At 62.7% G+C, this 15,750-nt stretch carries 10 protein-coding genes; 6 read left to right on the forward strand and 4 right to left on the reverse strand.

Annotated features, from left to right (window positions below; genetic code table 11):
• Positions 1–21 precede the first annotated feature (21 nt).
• The 6 genes from PX653_RS27515 (at position 22) to PX653_RS27540 (ending at position 7,671) form a co-directional block, all read left to right on the forward strand.
• Positions 22–2,202, forward strand: coding sequence for a metallophosphoesterase family protein (locus tag PX653_RS27515; protein ID WP_277415808.1), 2,181 nt, complete (start codon positions 22–24; stop codon positions 2,200–2,202).
• 55 nt (positions 2,203–2,257) lie between these two features.
• Positions 2,258–3,109 carry a PhzF family phenazine biosynthesis protein gene (locus tag PX653_RS27520; RefSeq protein ID WP_277415809.1) on the forward strand — a complete coding sequence of 284 codons (852 nt, stop codon included), beginning with the start codon at positions 2,258–2,260 and terminating at the stop codon, positions 3,107–3,109.
• Positions 3,110–3,225: 116 nt separating this feature from the next.
• On the forward strand, positions 3,226–4,116 hold the full coding sequence (locus PX653_RS27525) for a DMT family transporter (protein WP_277415810.1): 891 nt from the start codon (positions 3,226–3,228) through the stop codon (positions 4,114–4,116).
• Between the two features lie 136 nt (positions 4,117–4,252).
• Positions 4,253–5,380, forward strand: coding sequence for an L-dopachrome tautomerase-related protein (locus PX653_RS27530; protein ID WP_277415811.1), 1,128 nt, complete (start codon positions 4,253–4,255; stop codon positions 5,378–5,380).
• Between the two features lie 310 nt (positions 5,381–5,690).
• On the forward strand, positions 5,691–6,824 hold the full coding sequence (locus PX653_RS27535) for an acyltransferase family protein (protein ID WP_277415812.1): 1,134 nt from the start codon (positions 5,691–5,693) through the stop codon (positions 6,822–6,824).
• Positions 6,825–6,984: 160 nt separating this feature from the next.
• On the forward strand, positions 6,985–7,671 hold the full coding sequence (locus PX653_RS27540) for a hypothetical protein (RefSeq protein WP_277415813.1): 687 nt from the start codon (positions 6,985–6,987) through the stop codon (positions 7,669–7,671).
• Between the two features lie 7 nt (positions 7,672–7,678).
• On the opposite strand, the gene PX653_RS27545 is transcribed toward PX653_RS27540, so the two are convergent.
• The 4 genes from PX653_RS27545 to PX653_RS27560 all read right to left on the reverse strand — a co-directional run bounded on the left by PX653_RS27545 (position 7,679) and on the right by PX653_RS27560 (position 15,680).
• A complete protein-coding gene (locus tag PX653_RS27545; protein ID WP_277415814.1) occupies positions 7,679–8,404 on the reverse strand; it encodes a PEP-CTERM sorting domain-containing protein in 726 nt (241 codons plus the stop codon).
• 747 nt (positions 8,405–9,151) lie between these two features.
• Entirely contained in the window at positions 9,152–9,604 is a 453-nt protein-coding gene (locus PX653_RS27550; protein WP_277415815.1) for a hypothetical protein, read from the reverse strand.
• Between the two features lie 362 nt (positions 9,605–9,966).
• Positions 9,967–10,314: a hypothetical protein gene (locus PX653_RS27555; RefSeq protein WP_277415816.1), complete on the reverse strand. Its 348-nt coding sequence runs from the start codon at positions 10,312–10,314 to the stop codon at positions 9,967–9,969.
• A gap of 509 nt (positions 10,315–10,823) precedes the next feature.
• On the reverse strand, positions 10,824–15,680 hold the full coding sequence (locus PX653_RS27560) for an RHS repeat-associated core domain-containing protein (RefSeq protein ID WP_277415817.1): 4,857 nt from the start codon (positions 15,678–15,680) through the stop codon (positions 10,824–10,826).
• Positions 15,681–15,750: the final 70 nt, after the last annotated feature.

Raw genomic sequence — 15,750 nt, forward strand, 5'->3', positions numbered from 1 at the left:
TACCTTGACCGGAGTTTGTGCATGATGAACCCCCGCCTTGCGCTTGGCGCCACCGCCGCGCTGACGCTGGCACTGCTGGCCGCCTGCGGCAGCGACAACGACGACAGCGCACCAGTCGTGACTCCCCCGCAGGACCCGCCGCCCGTCACCACCCCCGTCACCGCGGCCAGCGTGGCCTTCATGACGGACGTGCACTTCGAGGACGTCTACGGCGACTTCAAGAATGCCGCCTTTGCCGGCATCCCGATGAAGGACGGCCGCAACGCGACGATCCGCACGATGTATGCGGAGCTGACGTCCACGCGCCTGTTCAACGAGAACTACTTCGCGTTCCGCGCCGCGCTGGACGACGCCTATGCCAAGGGCATCCGCCACGTGGCGCTGCCGGGCGACTTTTCCGACGACGCGCAGCCGATCAACATCGACGGCATCGCCGCCATCCTGCAGGAGTACCGGGCCAAGGGCATGCGCTTCTTCATCGCGCCGGGCAACCACGATCCGAACGAACCGTACGACGACATGGAAGCGGGCAAGAACGACTTCCTGACGAAGGACGGCAAGGAGCAGAAGGTGTATGCCACCGGCAGCGCGGCATGCAAGGCCAAGGACCCGGCGGTGGTGTGCTCGGACCAGCTGATGGAGCAGGGCTACGAGAAGCTGGTCGCCAAGCTGGCCGACCATGGCTTCATGCCCAACCGCGCCGACGTGCTGTGGGAAACGCCGTTCTCGAAGTACAGCGGCGGCAAGTACAGCTACGACGAAGCGGCCGTGCAGGGGGCGCTGGCGAATCGCCGCTTCGAGATCTGCGCCGAGGGTACGGGCGGCGGCTACAAGGCCGCGGGCGAAGCGAAGCTGGGCAAGCCGTACACGAAGTGCACCATGATGTTCGATTCGTCCTACCTGGTGGAGCCGGTCAAGGGCCTGTGGCTGCTGGCGATCGACGCCAACGTGTTCGTCCCGAACGCCAACTTCGACCCGGCCAATCCCACCAACATCAAGGGCTTCGACGGGGCCGGCAACGCGGGCTGGAACAAGGTCGTCACGCACAAGCAGCACCTGCTGGACTGGATCCGCGCCGTGAGCGCGCGTGCCAAGGCGGAGAACAAGCAGCTGATGGCGTTCTCGCATTACCCGACGATGGACTTCTACGCCAACCAGACGGCGGCCATGAAGGCCGTGTTCAAGCCGGGCGCCTTCCAGACCGCGCGCGTGCCGGAAGTCGCCACGACGAACGCCGTGGCCGCGACGGGCCTGCCGCTGCACGTGGGCGGCCACATGCACTTCAACGGCACCAACGACGTCACGGACGCCAACGGCAACTTCTTCGTCAACGTGCAGTCGCCGTCGCTGGCGGTGTACGGCGCGGCCTACAAGATCCTGACGTACAAGGACAAGGACACGTTGGACGTGCAGACGGTTCCCCTGAGCGCGGTGCCGCGCTTCAACGAGCTGTTCCCGCTGTACCAGGCCGAGTACGACTACCTGCAGGGCAGCACCGCGCCGGCCGACGTGGCAAAGCGCTGGAACCGCGCCATCCTCGACACCAAATCGTATGGCGAATTCACGCATTACTATTTTGGCGAGCTGTCGCGCCTGCGCTTCATGGACGAATACTGGCCGTGCGAGATGAAGGAAGCGGCGATGAGCCTGAACGGGCGCCAGATGCTGATCCTGTCGCAACTGCAGACGAAGGTCACGCTGGCACAGCTGAAGGACGCGCCGGGCGTGCTGCCGCTGACGGCCGGCTGCGCCGTGGCAGGCAGCGCGGGTGGCACGCCCGCTGCGCCGGCCAGCCAGCTGGCGGCCGACTGGCTCGTTGCGACGGCCAAGGCGGAAGCGCTGGCGACGAAGGCGGGGCTGAAACTGGACGACTTCGCGCAGATCACGCCGTCCATCTTCTACGGCGACTTCCATCGCACCGTGTACGCGGGCGAGCTGGCGCTGCGCGACATGGGCAGCACGCGCGTCAACCAGTACAAGGTGCTGATGGCGGCATTCCCGGCGGCGCCGGCGGCAATCGCGAAAGTGGGCGACAAGCTGTCGGACCAGAATCCGGTGGGCGTGCCGTTCCAGGCCCAGTTCAAGCAAGTGTTCGGCATCCTCAAGGGCCTGGGCTCGGCCAAGCCCAGCGAGCACTTCACGATCGACCTGAAGGGCAAGAAGGTCAGCAATGCCAACAGCGCGGCCCTGAGCTTCAACTGACGGCGGGCGCACCTGCCGCGGCCACGCTATACTCGTCGATCAAAGGAGGGCAGTCATGATCGATGCAGTGGAGCGGGTCGCGGCGTTTTGCGCCGACCAGGGCGGTGGCAATGTCGTTGGCGGCAATCCCGCCGGCGTCTGGGTCGGCGCGGTATTGCCGGCCGCGGAGCGGATGCAGGAAGTCGCCGCGCAGGTCGGCTATTCCGAAACCGTGTTCGCGGCGCCGCAGGAAGACGGCTGGCGCGTGCGTTACTTCTCGCCCGAGTCGGAGGTCCCGTTCTGCGGCCATGCGACGATCGCGCTGGGCGCCGTGCTGGCGCGCCGGGACGGCGACGGCACCTTTCCCCTGACGACCAATCACGCGTCGATCTCGGTGCATGGCCGGCGCGCCGGCGACGCCGTCTCGGCCACGCTGCAATCGCCGCCGACGAGCAGCGCGCCGGCGCCGGCCGCGCTGGTGGACGAAGCGCTGGCGCTGTTCGGCTACAAGCGCGCGGACCTCGATCCGCGCCTGGCTCCGGCACTGGCCAACGGCGGCGCCGGCCACCTGGTGCTTGCACTGAACTCGCGCGCCGCCCTGGCTGCGATGCGCTACGACCTCGATGCCGGTCGCACGCTGATGCGCCGCGAAGGCTTCGCCACCATCGTCATCGTCTACGCGGAAACCGCGCAGCGCTTCCACGCCCGTAATCCGTTTGCTTCCGGCGGCGTCTACGAAGACCCGGCCACCGGTGCGGGCGCGGCGGCGCTGGCGGGCTACCTGCGCGACGCCGGCTGGCCGCACGGCGGTGCCATCGACATCGTGCAGGGCGAGGACATGGGCGTGCCCTGCCACCTGCACGTGGACATCGGCCCGGAGGCCGGAAGCTCGGTGCGTGTGTCGGGCCGCGCCCGCATGATCCGCTAGGATCTGTCCCTAATGCCGCTAAGTTAAGCGCACGGTCGCCGGGTTAGGGTCTGCCGGGCCGCCGTATCGCCCCGCAGGGGACTGACCCTGAAGCGCCCATTCAGGAACCTTGTGCCATGAACAACAGAACCCTGGGCTACGCATACCTCGTCCTGTCCATGGTCACGGTCGGCAGCACCGTCGTGGCCAGCAAGATCGCGGCGGCGAGCCTGCCGCCGTTTTCCGCGACGGCGCTGCGCTTCGCCCTCGCGCTGCCGTTCCTGCTGGTGCTGGTGCCCGTGATGAAAGTCCGGCTGCCGCTACTGGGCCGCGGCGACTGGCTGCTGCTGTTCGTGCAGGCCTGCGCCGGTGCCATCGGCTACACGGCCTTGATGATGGCCGGCTTGCAGCGCACCTCCGCCACCGAGGCGGGCATCATTCTCGGCCTGCTGCCGCTGGTGGCCGCGCTGTTTTCCGTGCTGGCGCTGGGCGAGCGGCCCACCTGGCGGCTGTGGGGTGCGCTTGCCGTGGCGCTGGCGGGCGTACTGCTGGCGACCGGGGGCACGGGGGACGGCGGCTCATGGCGCGGCAACCTGTTCGTGCTGGCGGCGCTGGGGTGCGAAGCCGTCTTCATCCTGCTGAACCGGCGCATGCGCGTGGCGGTACCGGCGCTGTGGTTGTCCGTGCTGATGACGGGACTGGGCCTGGCGCTCTCGCTGCTGGCCGCGCTGTTCGAGGCACCGTGGCGCCTGCAGCCCGATACGGCCGCGCTGTGGGCCGTCGCCTATTACGCGCTGGTGCCCACCGTCGGCGGTTTCCTGCTGTGGTATGCCGGCTGCGCACGGGTCAGTGCGGCCGAGGCCTCGTTGACGACCGCCATCGCGCCCGTCGCCGCGCTGCTGCTGGCCGCGCCCGTGCTGGGCGAATACGTGGGGCCGCTGCAATGGACGGGTGTGGCTTGCGTGCTGGCGGCCGTGCTGTTTGCCGGGTTATCCGGGCGGCGCGCGGTGGTCGCGGCTGGCGGCTGAGACTGCGCTGCAACCCCATTTCAACCCCGATTCGCTACCTTGCCGAAACATCGGCCTGCTGTGGCATCATCGCCCCGATTGTCCAGCTCGCTGCCGCCGCGCGGCGGTCCCTTCAACCGTATTGAAAGGAATTCGGATGGCGTCTCACGCATGGTCCGCGGTCGTCCTGGCCGCCGGCATTCTCGGCAGCGCGATGGCCGCGCCGCCCACCACCAAGTATTTTGCAGTCGAAAAGGTGGCCGACTTCGGCCACCAGGTCACCGGTGTCACGGTGGCGGAAGACAACCGCATCTTCGTCAACTTCCCCCGCTGGACGGAGGACTCGCCCATCTCGGTGGCCGAGCTGGCGCAGGACGGCACGTTGAAGCCGTTCCCGGACGAACGCTGGAACGCGTGGCGCAACGCCCGCAAGGATGAATTGTCGCCGGCCGAGCACTGGGTGTGCGTGCAAAGCGTCGTCGCGGACGGCCGCGGCAATGTCTGGGTCCTCGACCCGGCCGCGCCCGCGCAGGGGCCGGTGGTGCCGGGCGGCGCGAAGCTCGTGCGCGTCAGCCTGGCGACGGGTACCGTCTTGCAGAACATCCGCTTCGACGACAGCGTCGCGCTGCAGGGCTCGTACCTGAACGACGTGCGCTTCTCGCCGGACGGCAAGTGGGCCTACATCACGGATTCCGGCGTGCGCGGCGCCATCGTCGTCGTCGAGCTGGCGACGGGTGAGGCCAAGCGGCTGCTGGACGGGCACCCGACCACCCAGGCGAAAAAGGGGCTGGTCGTCAAGGCGGACGGCAAGCCGCTGCGCCGGCCGGACGGCAAGGGCATCGAGTTCTCGGCCGATGGTATCGCGCTGTCGCAGGACGGCAAGTACCTGTACTGGCAGGCGATCAAGGGCGACACGCTGTATCGCATCGTCACGAGCGCGCTGACGGAAGCGGGCTGGCGCGGCGACGACATCGGCGGCCAGGTGCAGGATTACGGCCGCAACGGCGTCGCCGATGGCCTGTGGATCGCGGCTGGCACGGAGCGCATGTACATCACGTCGCCGGAGGACGATTCGATCAAGATCCGCAAGCTGGGCGCCGGCGCCGGGGCGCAGCCGTTGATCCTGGTGCAGGACCCGCGGCTGCGCTGGCCGGACACGTTCAGCCAGGGGCCGGACGGTGCGATCTACGTGACGACGTCACGCATCCAGGACTCGGCGTTCTTCAAGCCCGGCGCGCCGATCGCGTTGCCGACGTCGCTGTGGCGGCTGCGGGAGGGGAAGTAGCCGTCAACTACAGGCCGTCGGAACGGCACTCAGTGCTTCGGTGACGGCCCAGCCGGCGTAGACGCCAATCGCAAACAGCGCGGCAACGATTCGGTCGTTCAGTGCAGAAACGCGAGAATACATGATGTCCTCCTGGGTGGAGCGGCCAAGTGCCGCACCGTCCAGTATTGCCGGTTGCGTGCAATCAGCCTTGATTTCCGCTGCCTGTAAGCGAATGTAAGAGACGCCAAAGCCGGGCTAACTCGGCTATCATCACGCCCTGTTGATATTTCATCAAGCTGTAATAATTGCTGATGATTAAGGGATGTGGATGAGTGCAACACGCGAACCGGGAAGCCAGCCGCAGCTTGGCCTGATCAACCTGTTGAAGGCTGGCGCGGCACAGCTGATCGTCCTGCATCACCTGGCGTTCTACGGCCCGATGGCCGACCGCGTGCGGCCGCTGCTGCCGGACCCGATCGACTGGCTGGCGGACACGGCCCGCATCGCCGTGCAGGTATTCCTTGTCATCGGGGGCTTCCTGGCGGCCAAGTCGCTGGCGCCGTCGGAGCAGCCCGGCATGCCCCATCCGCTGGCCGCCATCGGCCGGCGCTACGCCAAGCTGGCGCCGCCGTTCATTGCCGCCACGTTGCTGACGGCGGTGGCGTCGGACTGGGCGTCTGGCTGGATGACGCACGATTCCATCTCCCCGCCGCCCACGCTGGCACAGCTGGGCGCCCATGCACTGCTGCTGCACGGGGTGCTGGGCTTCGATTCCGTCGCGGCGGGCGCCTGGTATGTCGCCATCGATTTCCAGTTGTACGCGCTGCTGGTCGCCATGCTGTGGCTGGGCGGTGCAATCGCCGCCGGCCGGCCCACGCGCTGGCTGATGCCGGCCGCCGTCGCGCTGGGCGTGGCCGTGTCGCTGCTGCATTTCAACCTGGATGCGGACTGGGACATATGGGCCCTGTACTTCTTCGGCAGCTACGGCCTGGGCGTGCTGGCGTGGTGGGCCAGCGACCGCCGCCACCGGCCCGGCTTCATGCTGGCCCTGCTGGTCATGATGCTGGTGCCAGCCGTTATCGCGCTGGCGCTGGACTTTCGCAGCCGGATCGCGCTGGCCGTGCTGACGGCGGGCCTGCTGGTGCTGTTCGGGCGCAGCACGACGGATTCGACCGGCCGCTTCTGGACGACCGTCAATACGCTGGGCCGGATTTCGTATTCCATGTTCCTGGTCCACTTCGCCGTCTGCCTGCTGGTCAATGCCGCATTCACGCGTTTCGTCTCGCCGGAAGCGGAGCCGCAGGCGTTTGGCATGGCCGTGGCGTGGGCTGCCAGCCTGGCGGCTGGTGCGGCGTTTCACCGCTGGGTCGAGGTGCCGCTGGGTGCTGCCGTTCACTTCATCACGCGGCTCGTCGCACGGCCGCTGGCCGGGCAGGGTGAACGGATGATCTCCGTACAATGACGGCGCAGATATTCATGGCGTAGTTGCCATGTTACTATCGCGGCTTTCTCCAAAGGCCGCCCATGACCGCCATCCTGCTGCTGAAGCTGACGTTGGTCCCCTGTTGATCCTGGCCGTCACGGTGGCGGGGCGGCGTTGGGGACCGGCGGTGGCGGGCTGGATGTCCGCTTTTCCCATCGTTGCCGGGCCGATCCTCTTGACCTTGACACTGGAACAGGGCGCGTCGTTTGCCGCCATGGCGGCGGAGGGCACGCTGATGGCAGTGCTGGCCATCCTGGTGTTCAGCATTGCTTATGCCTGGGCTGCAACGCGGTACGGCATGTGGGGTTCGATGCTCCGTGCGCTGGCCGCGTATACGCTGGCGGTCGCATCGTTGCGCTTGCTGGTGCCGCCGCTGGCGGTCAGTTTCGTCCTCGTCCTCGTCGCGCTGGCTGTATCGCCCAGGCTGTTCCCGCGCATGACGCAGGACGCCCCACCCAAGGCCAGCGGTGCCGGCCTGGCGTGGCGCATGCTGGCAGGTGCCGCGCTGGTACTGGCGGTGACGTTCGGCGCGGCATCGCTGGGCCCGCGCCTGTCCGGCTTCTTTGCCATGTTCCCCGTGATGAGTACCGTGCTGGTGGGGTTCTCGCACGTCCAGTCGGGCCCCGCATTTGCCGTCAACCTGCTGCGCGGCATGGTCACGGGTTACTACGCGTTTGCCGTGTTCTGCACCGTGCTTGCGGTTGCGCTGCGCGCCCAGCCGATTGGCTTGGCGTTTGCCATGGCGTTCGGCTGCGCGCTGGCGGTGCAGTTGCTGGCGCGCCGGCTGGGCGGCGTGGGCCGCGTGGCGCCGGCGCTGCGGACGTAAGCGCCGCCTACCTTTCGCGCCGACGGCGCGCGCACCAGCCGATACCGGCCAGGCCCAGGCCCAGCATCGCGTAGGTCGATGGCTCCGGCACGGCAGCGACCGTGCCGTAAGCACCCGCCGAGAACCCATAGATACCGCTGACGCTGGCGTCGCCGGTCGAGAAGCCGATGGTCAGCGCCCGCGCATCGGGCAGGCCCAGGTAGCTGACGAGGCTGTCCTCGACCACCGTATCCTCCGCGTCGCCCGGCAAGCGGTAGGAAATGAACGTGATCGCATTGCTGTAGCCGTAGTGGTCCGCGTTGACCGTGCCGCTGACCGTTGCGTCCGCATACAGCACGAGCCGGGTGTTGGCGGTCAGCGTGAAGTTATGGCCGGACAGCGCCTGGCCGAACAGCTCGCCCTGCGGGCCGTGGAACGAGGCCGACGCACTGGCGCCATTGGCAGCCAGCGTGGCGCTGGCATTGCCGGTCGCATGCGTCACGGCAGCCGTGCCTTCGCCGGGGTGGTAGTCGAACGGATCGGGCAGCGGCGTGCCTTCGAGGCTGGCGTAATAGCCGGCCATGACGACGGCGCCGGTGTCGTCCAGCGTCAGTTTCGCATCGATGCCGTCGGCCAGGTCCAGGTCGATGACTTCATAGCGGAAGTTCGTGAGCTGGGCGGCGGCGGTGGCTTCGGCCTGGGCGGCAAACGGGATGGACAAGGAGAGGGCGGCGGCTAGTACTCGCAATTTCATAACGGCTCCACGTGGTTGAAGAGACCGTTATCGTAGCGCTGTTCGGTAGACTTTTCGTCAACAGAATTGTCGTGAAATTATCTCGGCAATGTGTCTTGATCGGCCTCGGCAGGGCTTGCGCCGAGGCGTGGAATAGTCGAGAACCGTAAAAGTCCAGCGTTCGAGGCACCGTAACGCCCCGTCTGACTGCCGCTGCGTGTCAGGCGCAGCGTCCAAGTCCCCATACAAGAACTCGTTGATAGGTCCCCCCGGCGCATCTGAAGAGCAAACTCGAGACACATATCAATGGAAGGTCAAGCTCTTTAAGAGACGGGACCGCTCTTCAGATATAAGGTGTCCGGTTTCTGTCGTGACCGTCCCCAGAAGTGCAAAGCACACACCACCCCGGCAGTGTGATGGAGGACAGAGTCCCCGCCATAGACATCGAGCGTAATTTCTTTACGGAGATCGCTGGATGAGCATAGGGAAAAGTGCAGTCCCTTGTCTTTGCGAGTTTGCACCAACCTATTGGCGTGTCGGCTGAAATCTCAAGAATAGGTATAACGTCGAGCGATTTCTCTTCTATAAAATGCCAGCGTGAACACGCGTGTCAAGCCACACCAAGAATAATTTATCCCGGTATACTTGAGCCGAAAATTTTTACCAAGTAAAGAACTCTTTTCTGAATATTCTTAACTGCACGTAGTCACGTTGCGCTGGAAAGTTCGCGCTCGGTCTCCATATCTCGAATTTGAGGCGCAGTCGCGGCTAGCTTTCGTTAGCTTTAAAGAATGCGTCGGAAAAGTATTTTACGAATTCTATCTCGATATCGGTGAGTATGTGTTTCAGATGAAAGAAAAAGCTGAACAGTAGTGTATCTTGAGCAACCCGGTCCCATTCGATCTCATCAACATAAAGCAACCGGATGCACCGTATCAAACTATAATACTTGTCATTCTTTTTATGTTCATAAGCTAGTTCAGTAAGCTCTAGGTTAAGCTTTGACCTGAGATCATCGGTTTTCCGCGCGGATAATAAAACATCTACGTTAAGATATTTTAGTAACGGATCTGATTCCGATTTCGAGATATTGGGAAATCTCTGCTCGTTTTGCAATTTATATAAAAATTCTCTAAGCGTAAAAATTACATCTTCGTGCAGAACTCTTATATCCTCAACCGCATCCTCTAGTTCATCAATTGTTTTCGGCAATTCTGTCATTGCGCCCCCCCCGAATTTACGAAGAAAAAGAATGGTTCATTAATTTCCTAGCTTCTGGAATCGGATGAGCTATAATAATTGATTATCACTCGAACGAGTTCAAGGAAATTCTAGAGCCAGCGACTTGCGGGGCTATCTGTTATTAGTTGATCTGCATAGCTCTGGTGATCAAATTATCTGCAACCAGCTCTTCCAAAAGGCTGGAGAGATTGTCGAATGACTCTGCTTCTCCGGCTAGTTGTGAAAATAGCTCCAATATCGTAAATCCGGTAGCGTCATTGACCTTTAGTAAGCTCTTCAATAGCGGTGTTATTTTCTTTTTTTCTTCTTCAGCTTTATCAAAGTCGCCCTTTTCGCAAAGGTTAATAATTATAACCTCGTATGCGTCGTAATCCGTAAAATTGTCCTTTCGAGCTAGAGTACTCTATATGCTGCCGGTGGTACTCCACTTCCTTCTTGGCGATGTATTTCTGAATGATCCCGACGACATCCATGACGGCGTCGATCAGCGCCATGATGTTGCCGAGCACCGGCAGGCTGCCGGCCACGGTGCTCAGGCGCTCCAGTGTTACGTAGTCATAGCTGATCTTGCGCAGCCATTTGTCGAAGGCGGCGGCGGCCGCGCCGACGTCCTGCTGGTCGATCGTGTTCAGTGGGGCGACAGCGACTTCGGGCGCGCGCTCGCTAGGTTTATGCGTGGATTCGGTCATGGAACTTGTGGTAACGATGAGCCTATTCGTATATGAATAACTTCAGTGCAATAATCAGCGAATGCTTAATTAGGGCTAAACGTGACCTTTAAAAAATTGCATGGGGTCTAGCTCAATTATTCTCGGATTTTCGGCGGTCAGATCATCGGCCGCAATCAATATGACCTTCGGTAAGAATGTCAAATTGCAGCAAATATCGAACCAATTCCGGATAAAGTCATCCGCAGCTATCGCTACCGGAGGTTCGAATCCGGAGAACATCATCACAACCCTCTCCCCTTGAAGGGCCAAGAATCGTCGAAGACTCTCCTGTGGAATGCTTTCTGATGAATATACGCCCTCTGGAGTAAGGTCGATTACTTGATGCCGCTGATTCGTCCAGTCAATATTTAGACCATTCCAAGGTAGCTTGGAAACCTCGGTATTGATGTGTTTCGAGTCTGTAAGCGATAACACCTCGACTGTAGCCGGATGAAGTACGCCTAGAACATCATTAAGAAAATTAGTCTTCATAGCTTCGGCATTCTTTCCATTTGCTGTAGGTAAGCATCTTTTCCTCCTGGTACGATGATCGCGCCGGTTTCCAATACACAATTTCCTTGTTTGTCTTTGTGGATTCGGCGCCAGTTTACGTGGAAGCCCTTTTCACTGTTCGGATCGTAGTCAAGCCTCCAGTGATTTGCCATGTCGGCGGACTGAGAACCAACCACTCGCCCTATGGCCGGACCGATTACTGATATGTAGGGCATTGTTACCTGGTCCGTCAGCCCGGCCTCCCGCATTGCCGTCCTTCTGGCCTCGTTGTAGCTGCTTGCATGGGATATAACCTCTGGCTTCTTGATCCAGTTACCAGTTTTGCATTTCTGCCGAGCAGGGTCCGTTGCTTTTGAATTTTGGAGGCCGAGCGGGTCGATCCACTCGACGGGATTTGGCGCGAACTGCGAAAGATGCAGGCCACCTTTTAGTCGTATTGGATCATGGCTCGCATATCGTCCACTGAACGGATCGTAATAGCGATGCCGGTTGTAATGCAAGCCAGTCTCATCATCGTGGTACTGTCCTTGGAATCGGATCAGATTTTGCACCCCTGCCTTGTGCGCTGCATCGCCGATCGCTTCTTTTGCTTGCCCCCATGCCTTGTACTGCGCCGACCATGCAACCTTGCCTTCGCAATCTGTCAACTCCTGCGGTGTGCCAATCTGGTCGCATTGATAAAAGGCGATCTCGCTCTTGTCGAAGGGCTCGGTTTCCTGTTCGTACTCACCGTTCCATAGTGGATCGAGCGTAATGTCGTACTTGCCGTCGTTTCGCGCCATCAGCGCTTTCACATCGGTTGTGGGCGACAATTGAAGCGCTTGGCTTCGGGTGGCTTGCACCAGCGGTACAAAGCTGTCGCGCTCGTATACGTAGTGAACGGTCCGTTTGTCGCTTGCATAACCCTGGTGCGTGCTGCTTTCGAGCGCCAGCGTGTCTCCATCCCAGCCGTACATGGTCCGGGTCGTTTGACGGAGGCCGGTACTTTCCATCGTCTGGCTGTGCTTGGCAATCCGCCGTCCCAGCGGATCGTAGGCGAAGGTAGTCACGCCGTGCCGGGTGTTGGCGCGGTCCATCCGGTTGAACGCATCCCATTCGAACGTGTCGCGCTGTCCATTCTGCACTCGTTCGACAAGGTTACCGCATTCGTCGTAGCGGTAGCTGGTGCCGGCGTATTCCTTGAGCAGGTTGTCCAGTACTTTTGGCAACAGGGTACGCTGAGCAATGGTTTCATGTCGCGCGGCGTTGGGCACCTGGATGTTGCCTGCCGGGTCAAAGGCGAAGGTTTCGTGGCCCATGGCACTGTTTGCCGCGAGCAGCCGTCCGACCGGGTCGTAGCGGTATTCGATGCGGCCGCGCCGGTTGTCGTCGATCCCGGTCAATTGGCCGGCCTGGTCATAGCGGTAGCGCCGCTGGATCGCTGCTTGCATGCCGACTTGCACGTCGGGGCGATACTGGTCGGGAGCGAAGTTCTGCTGGACGCGTGCGATCGTGCCGAGCTGCTGCTCGATCAGCCGGCCCGCCGGGTCGTACTTCATCGTTTGCAGCAGGCCATTGGCCTGCGTCCGTCCGGTTTCCTGGTACAGCGCGTCGCGCTCGAAGGACACGAGTTCCTGGCCATCGAGCATCAAGCCGTGGACGTGGCCGGCGCCATAGGTCAGCCATTCGATGCGATGGCCGTCCGGGCGCGTCGTGCCAATGCGTTGGTTCAGTTCGTCGTAACGGTGGTGCCAGACTGCCGTGCGTTTGTCGGGGTGGAACGGGCCGTGATAGTGCTGGTGCTCGCGGACTAAATTGCCGGCGGGGTCATAGAACCATTGCAGCCGGGCGTGCTCGTTCCTTGCGTCGGCCAGTTGGCCGTTGGCGTTGTACGCGAAGGTCTCGATTTGCTCCGGCTTGCCGGGGGCTGCGGCGCGGCGTTGCACGAGCCGGCCCATGGGGTCGAACTCGAGCCGCGTGGTGACGCCAGCTTCGACGGTTTCCGCCAGTACGCCGGTCGATTCGTCGTAGCGGTAGTCCGTGGTCTTGCCATCGAAACCCTGTTCCTGCAGCAGGCGGCCGACCGGATCGTACTGGAAGCGGTAGACGCTGCCGTTTTCGTTTTCCAGCACGGACAGGCGGCCCAGCGCGTCCCAACGGTACTGCAAGCTTTGTCCAAGCGCGTCGGTGCGCTGAGCGATCAGGCCGGCTGCGGTGTAGCGGTAGGATGTCCTGCGTTGCAGTGCATCGATGTGCGCGAGCAGGCGGCCCTCGGCGTCATGGCGCAGTTGTTCTTCGGTGCCGTCAGGATGGATGACGGCTTCCAGTTGACCGGGGTGATTGCCAATTTCTTCGCTGTGCGCGAGCGTCAGGGTTTCGAGACTGACCGGCGTGTAGCGATAGCGGGTGACGTTGCCGGCTGCGTCGATGCTTTTGACCAGGCGCCTGCGCTCGTCGTATTCCCATTGGCTGCTGTGCCCGGAACAGTCCGTGTAGCCGGCGAGCTGGCCATCCGGCGTATAGGCGAGTTTCTTGATGCCGCCCTTGGCATCGGTGACTTCGACGGGCCGGCCGACCTTGTCGTAGGCGTATTGCGTCTTGTTTCCGCGCGGATCGGTTTCCTCGACCAAGTGGCCTTGAGCGTTGTAGTCGCGCTTCCAGGTGCCGCCTTCGGCGTCCAGGATGCCCGTGATGCGGTGCTGGGCGTCATATTCGAAATGGACCTGAGTGCCGTCGGCGCGGGTATGCCTGAGCAGGTTGCCGTGGTCGTCGTAACGGTAATGCTCGCTGCTGCCGTCGGCGTGGATGTGACGGACGACGTTTTTCGCATCGTCGCGGAAGAACCATTCCTCGCCGCCGTCGGGATAGACGGTGCGGTAGGTGTAGCCGGCGATGTCGTAGTAGTAGCGCGTCTCGTTGCCCAGTGCGTCGGTGACGTAGGTCAGGCGGATGTTCTTGTCCCATTCCAGCCGGGTGTCGTGAGTGCCGTCATCCGCCCACTCGCGGATCGCCTTGGCGGTTGGCTCGGTGCTGTCGTACGCCAGGTTCATCCCGCGCCCGGTGCGGTCGGTGTAGCGCGTAATCAGATGGCGATCGTACTGGTAGTGCCAGACGGCGGCGTTTTCGTCTTGCGCTTGGATCAGGTCGCCGTGCTCGTCGTAGTCATAGGCGGCGAGCTGGCGCACCAGCTTGCCGTCCTGGATTTCCCACAGCGCGCGGATGCAGCCGGTGCCGGCATCGACCTGGGTGCCGGCATGGGCGATGATGGTGTCACCTTGCTTGCTGATGATGTCGCTAAGTACCGTCTCGCCGGCGACGACGTGGTCGTAGCGCAAGCCGAGGGCCGCGCCGTCTTTGGCATGCAGCGAGATCAGCCGGAAATGCTGCTTGCCCATTTCCGCCGCTTTGGCGCGCACGGTGTCGGTCAGCTCATACGTTTCGCGCCATGGGCTGGGTTCGCCTTCTGGCAGCGGTTTGCCGAAGTCGAGCGTGAGCAGGGTAATACTCATGCGAGTGAGCGTGATCTGCTCGACCGGGTCGTGGTACTTCTGGCCAACGGACAGCCATGGGTAGCGGTGGCTGCGGCCATCGGCTGCGTGATAGCGCAGGCCGGCCGGCTTGCCTTGACCGACGACGTCGATGCGCGTGCTGTACGGGGTCAACCAGCGCGCGCCGAGATTGCCGCGATCATAGGCGGTCAGTTGGCTGCGGTAGGTGCGGCTCCACTCGATCGGGAGCGGCGCGTCCAGCACGAAGTCGGTATGCGTAAATGTTTCGGCGCCGGTGGCAAAGCTGATCGAGCGCGCCGTGTCGCCTTTGGCGGGGCACAGCTTGCAGTTATTGGCGTCGCCCTTCGCCGGGCTTTGCTGGTTGACGACCTCCAGCTCGTGCCCGGGCTTGTCCTTCTTGTGGTCTGCACCTTTGCTTGATGGGACCAGTACCGGATAACGCTTTTTGTGCTTGGCGACCGCGTCGCGCAGGCGCATCAGGATCCACTTGATGCTCATCTGCGCCTGCTCGTCGGCCAGGGCGGCAAGCTTGCCGCGAAACGCCGGCTTGAACTCCTTCAGGTGACCGATGATGACCGTCACGCCAGCGACCGCACTTTGCGGCAACTGCCTGGCTGCCGTGGCGGCAGCGTAGTTCGCGGCCCTCTTGTACTGCCGGTCCAGGGCGCCCAGCATGCGGCGCCAGCTGCTTTGCACCTTGGGGTCGTGCAGCTTGCTTTCCGCTTCCGCGGGGGGAGCGATGTCGAACAGCGGCTCGTTGCCGATGCAGCGATTGAGGATCTTGATCAGGTCGTCGGCGATGCCGTCGGCAACCTTGGCGCATTCGTCGAGGATGCCGGACAGCCTGCTCATCGCGCCATCGATAAAAGTCTCGAGCTCGCCGGCCAGCCTGGCGTTGAGGTGCACGACCAGCACTTCGACCACCGCGGCGCCGACATCCTTGACGCCCATCGCCAGCTTTTGCCGGGCCAGGTGCAGGGCCGGACGCAGGCTCATGCGCGCCGCGCTCGTTGCCGGCAGCGGCATCACGCCGATCAGGTTGATGCCCAGGCTGACCCATTCCAGAAAATCGGGTTCCTTCCTGGCGATGTACTTCTGGATCACGCCGATGACATCCATGACCGCGTCGATCAGCGCCATGATGTTGCCGATCACGGGCAGGCTGCCGGCCACGGTGCTCAGGCGCTCCAGCGTCACGTAGTCGTGGCTGATCTTGCGCAGCCATTTGTCGAAGGCTGCTGCTGCCGCACCGACGTCTTGCTGGTCGATCGTGTTGAGCGGCGCGACCGCGACTTCCGGCGGGCGTTGGCCGGGCTTGGACGGGACTTGCGTGGGGTCGGTCATGGTGAATGGTTATATGACGGATGTTGTCGGGATCGTGGGCGGAACAGCGCCGGTAGCGATCCGGGCAAGC

The sequence above is a fragment of the Pseudoduganella chitinolytica genome (assembly GCF_029028125.1).
In the GTDB taxonomy this organism is placed as follows: Bacteria; Pseudomonadota; Gammaproteobacteria; order Burkholderiales; family Burkholderiaceae_D; genus Rugamonas; species Rugamonas chitinolytica.

Excerpts from the sequence above, each read along its gene's own strand:
- PX653_RS27515 (WP_277415808.1), top strand. The coding sequence starts at position 22 with ATGATGAACCCCCGCCTTGCGCTTGGCGCCACCGCCGCGCTGACGCTG.
- PX653_RS27520 (WP_277415809.1), top strand. The coding sequence starts at position 2,258 with ATGATCGATGCAGTGGAGCGGGTCGCGGCGTTTTGCGCCGACCAGGGC.
- PX653_RS27525 (WP_277415810.1), top strand. The coding sequence starts at position 3,226 with ATGAACAACAGAACCCTGGGCTACGCATACCTCGTCCTGTCCATGGTC.
- PX653_RS27530 (WP_277415811.1), top strand. The coding sequence starts at position 4,253 with ATGGCGTCTCACGCATGGTCCGCGGTCGTCCTGGCCGCCGGCATTCTC.
- PX653_RS27535 (WP_277415812.1), top strand. The coding sequence starts at position 5,691 with ATGAGTGCAACACGCGAACCGGGAAGCCAGCCGCAGCTTGGCCTGATC.
- PX653_RS27540 (WP_277415813.1), top strand. The coding sequence starts at position 6,985 with ATGTCCGCTTTTCCCATCGTTGCCGGGCCGATCCTCTTGACCTTGACA.
- PX653_RS27545 (WP_277415814.1), bottom strand. The coding sequence starts at position 8,404 with ATGAAATTGCGAGTACTAGCCGCCGCCCTCTCCTTGTCCATCCCGTTT.
- PX653_RS27550 (WP_277415815.1), bottom strand. The coding sequence starts at position 9,604 with ATGACAGAATTGCCGAAAACAATTGATGAACTAGAGGATGCGGTTGAG.
- PX653_RS27555 (WP_277415816.1), bottom strand. The coding sequence starts at position 10,314 with ATGACCGAATCCACGCATAAACCTAGCGAGCGCGCGCCCGAAGTCGCT.
- PX653_RS27560 (WP_277415817.1), bottom strand. The coding sequence starts at position 15,680 with ATGACCGACCCCACGCAAGTCCCGTCCAAGCCCGGCCAACGCCCGCCG.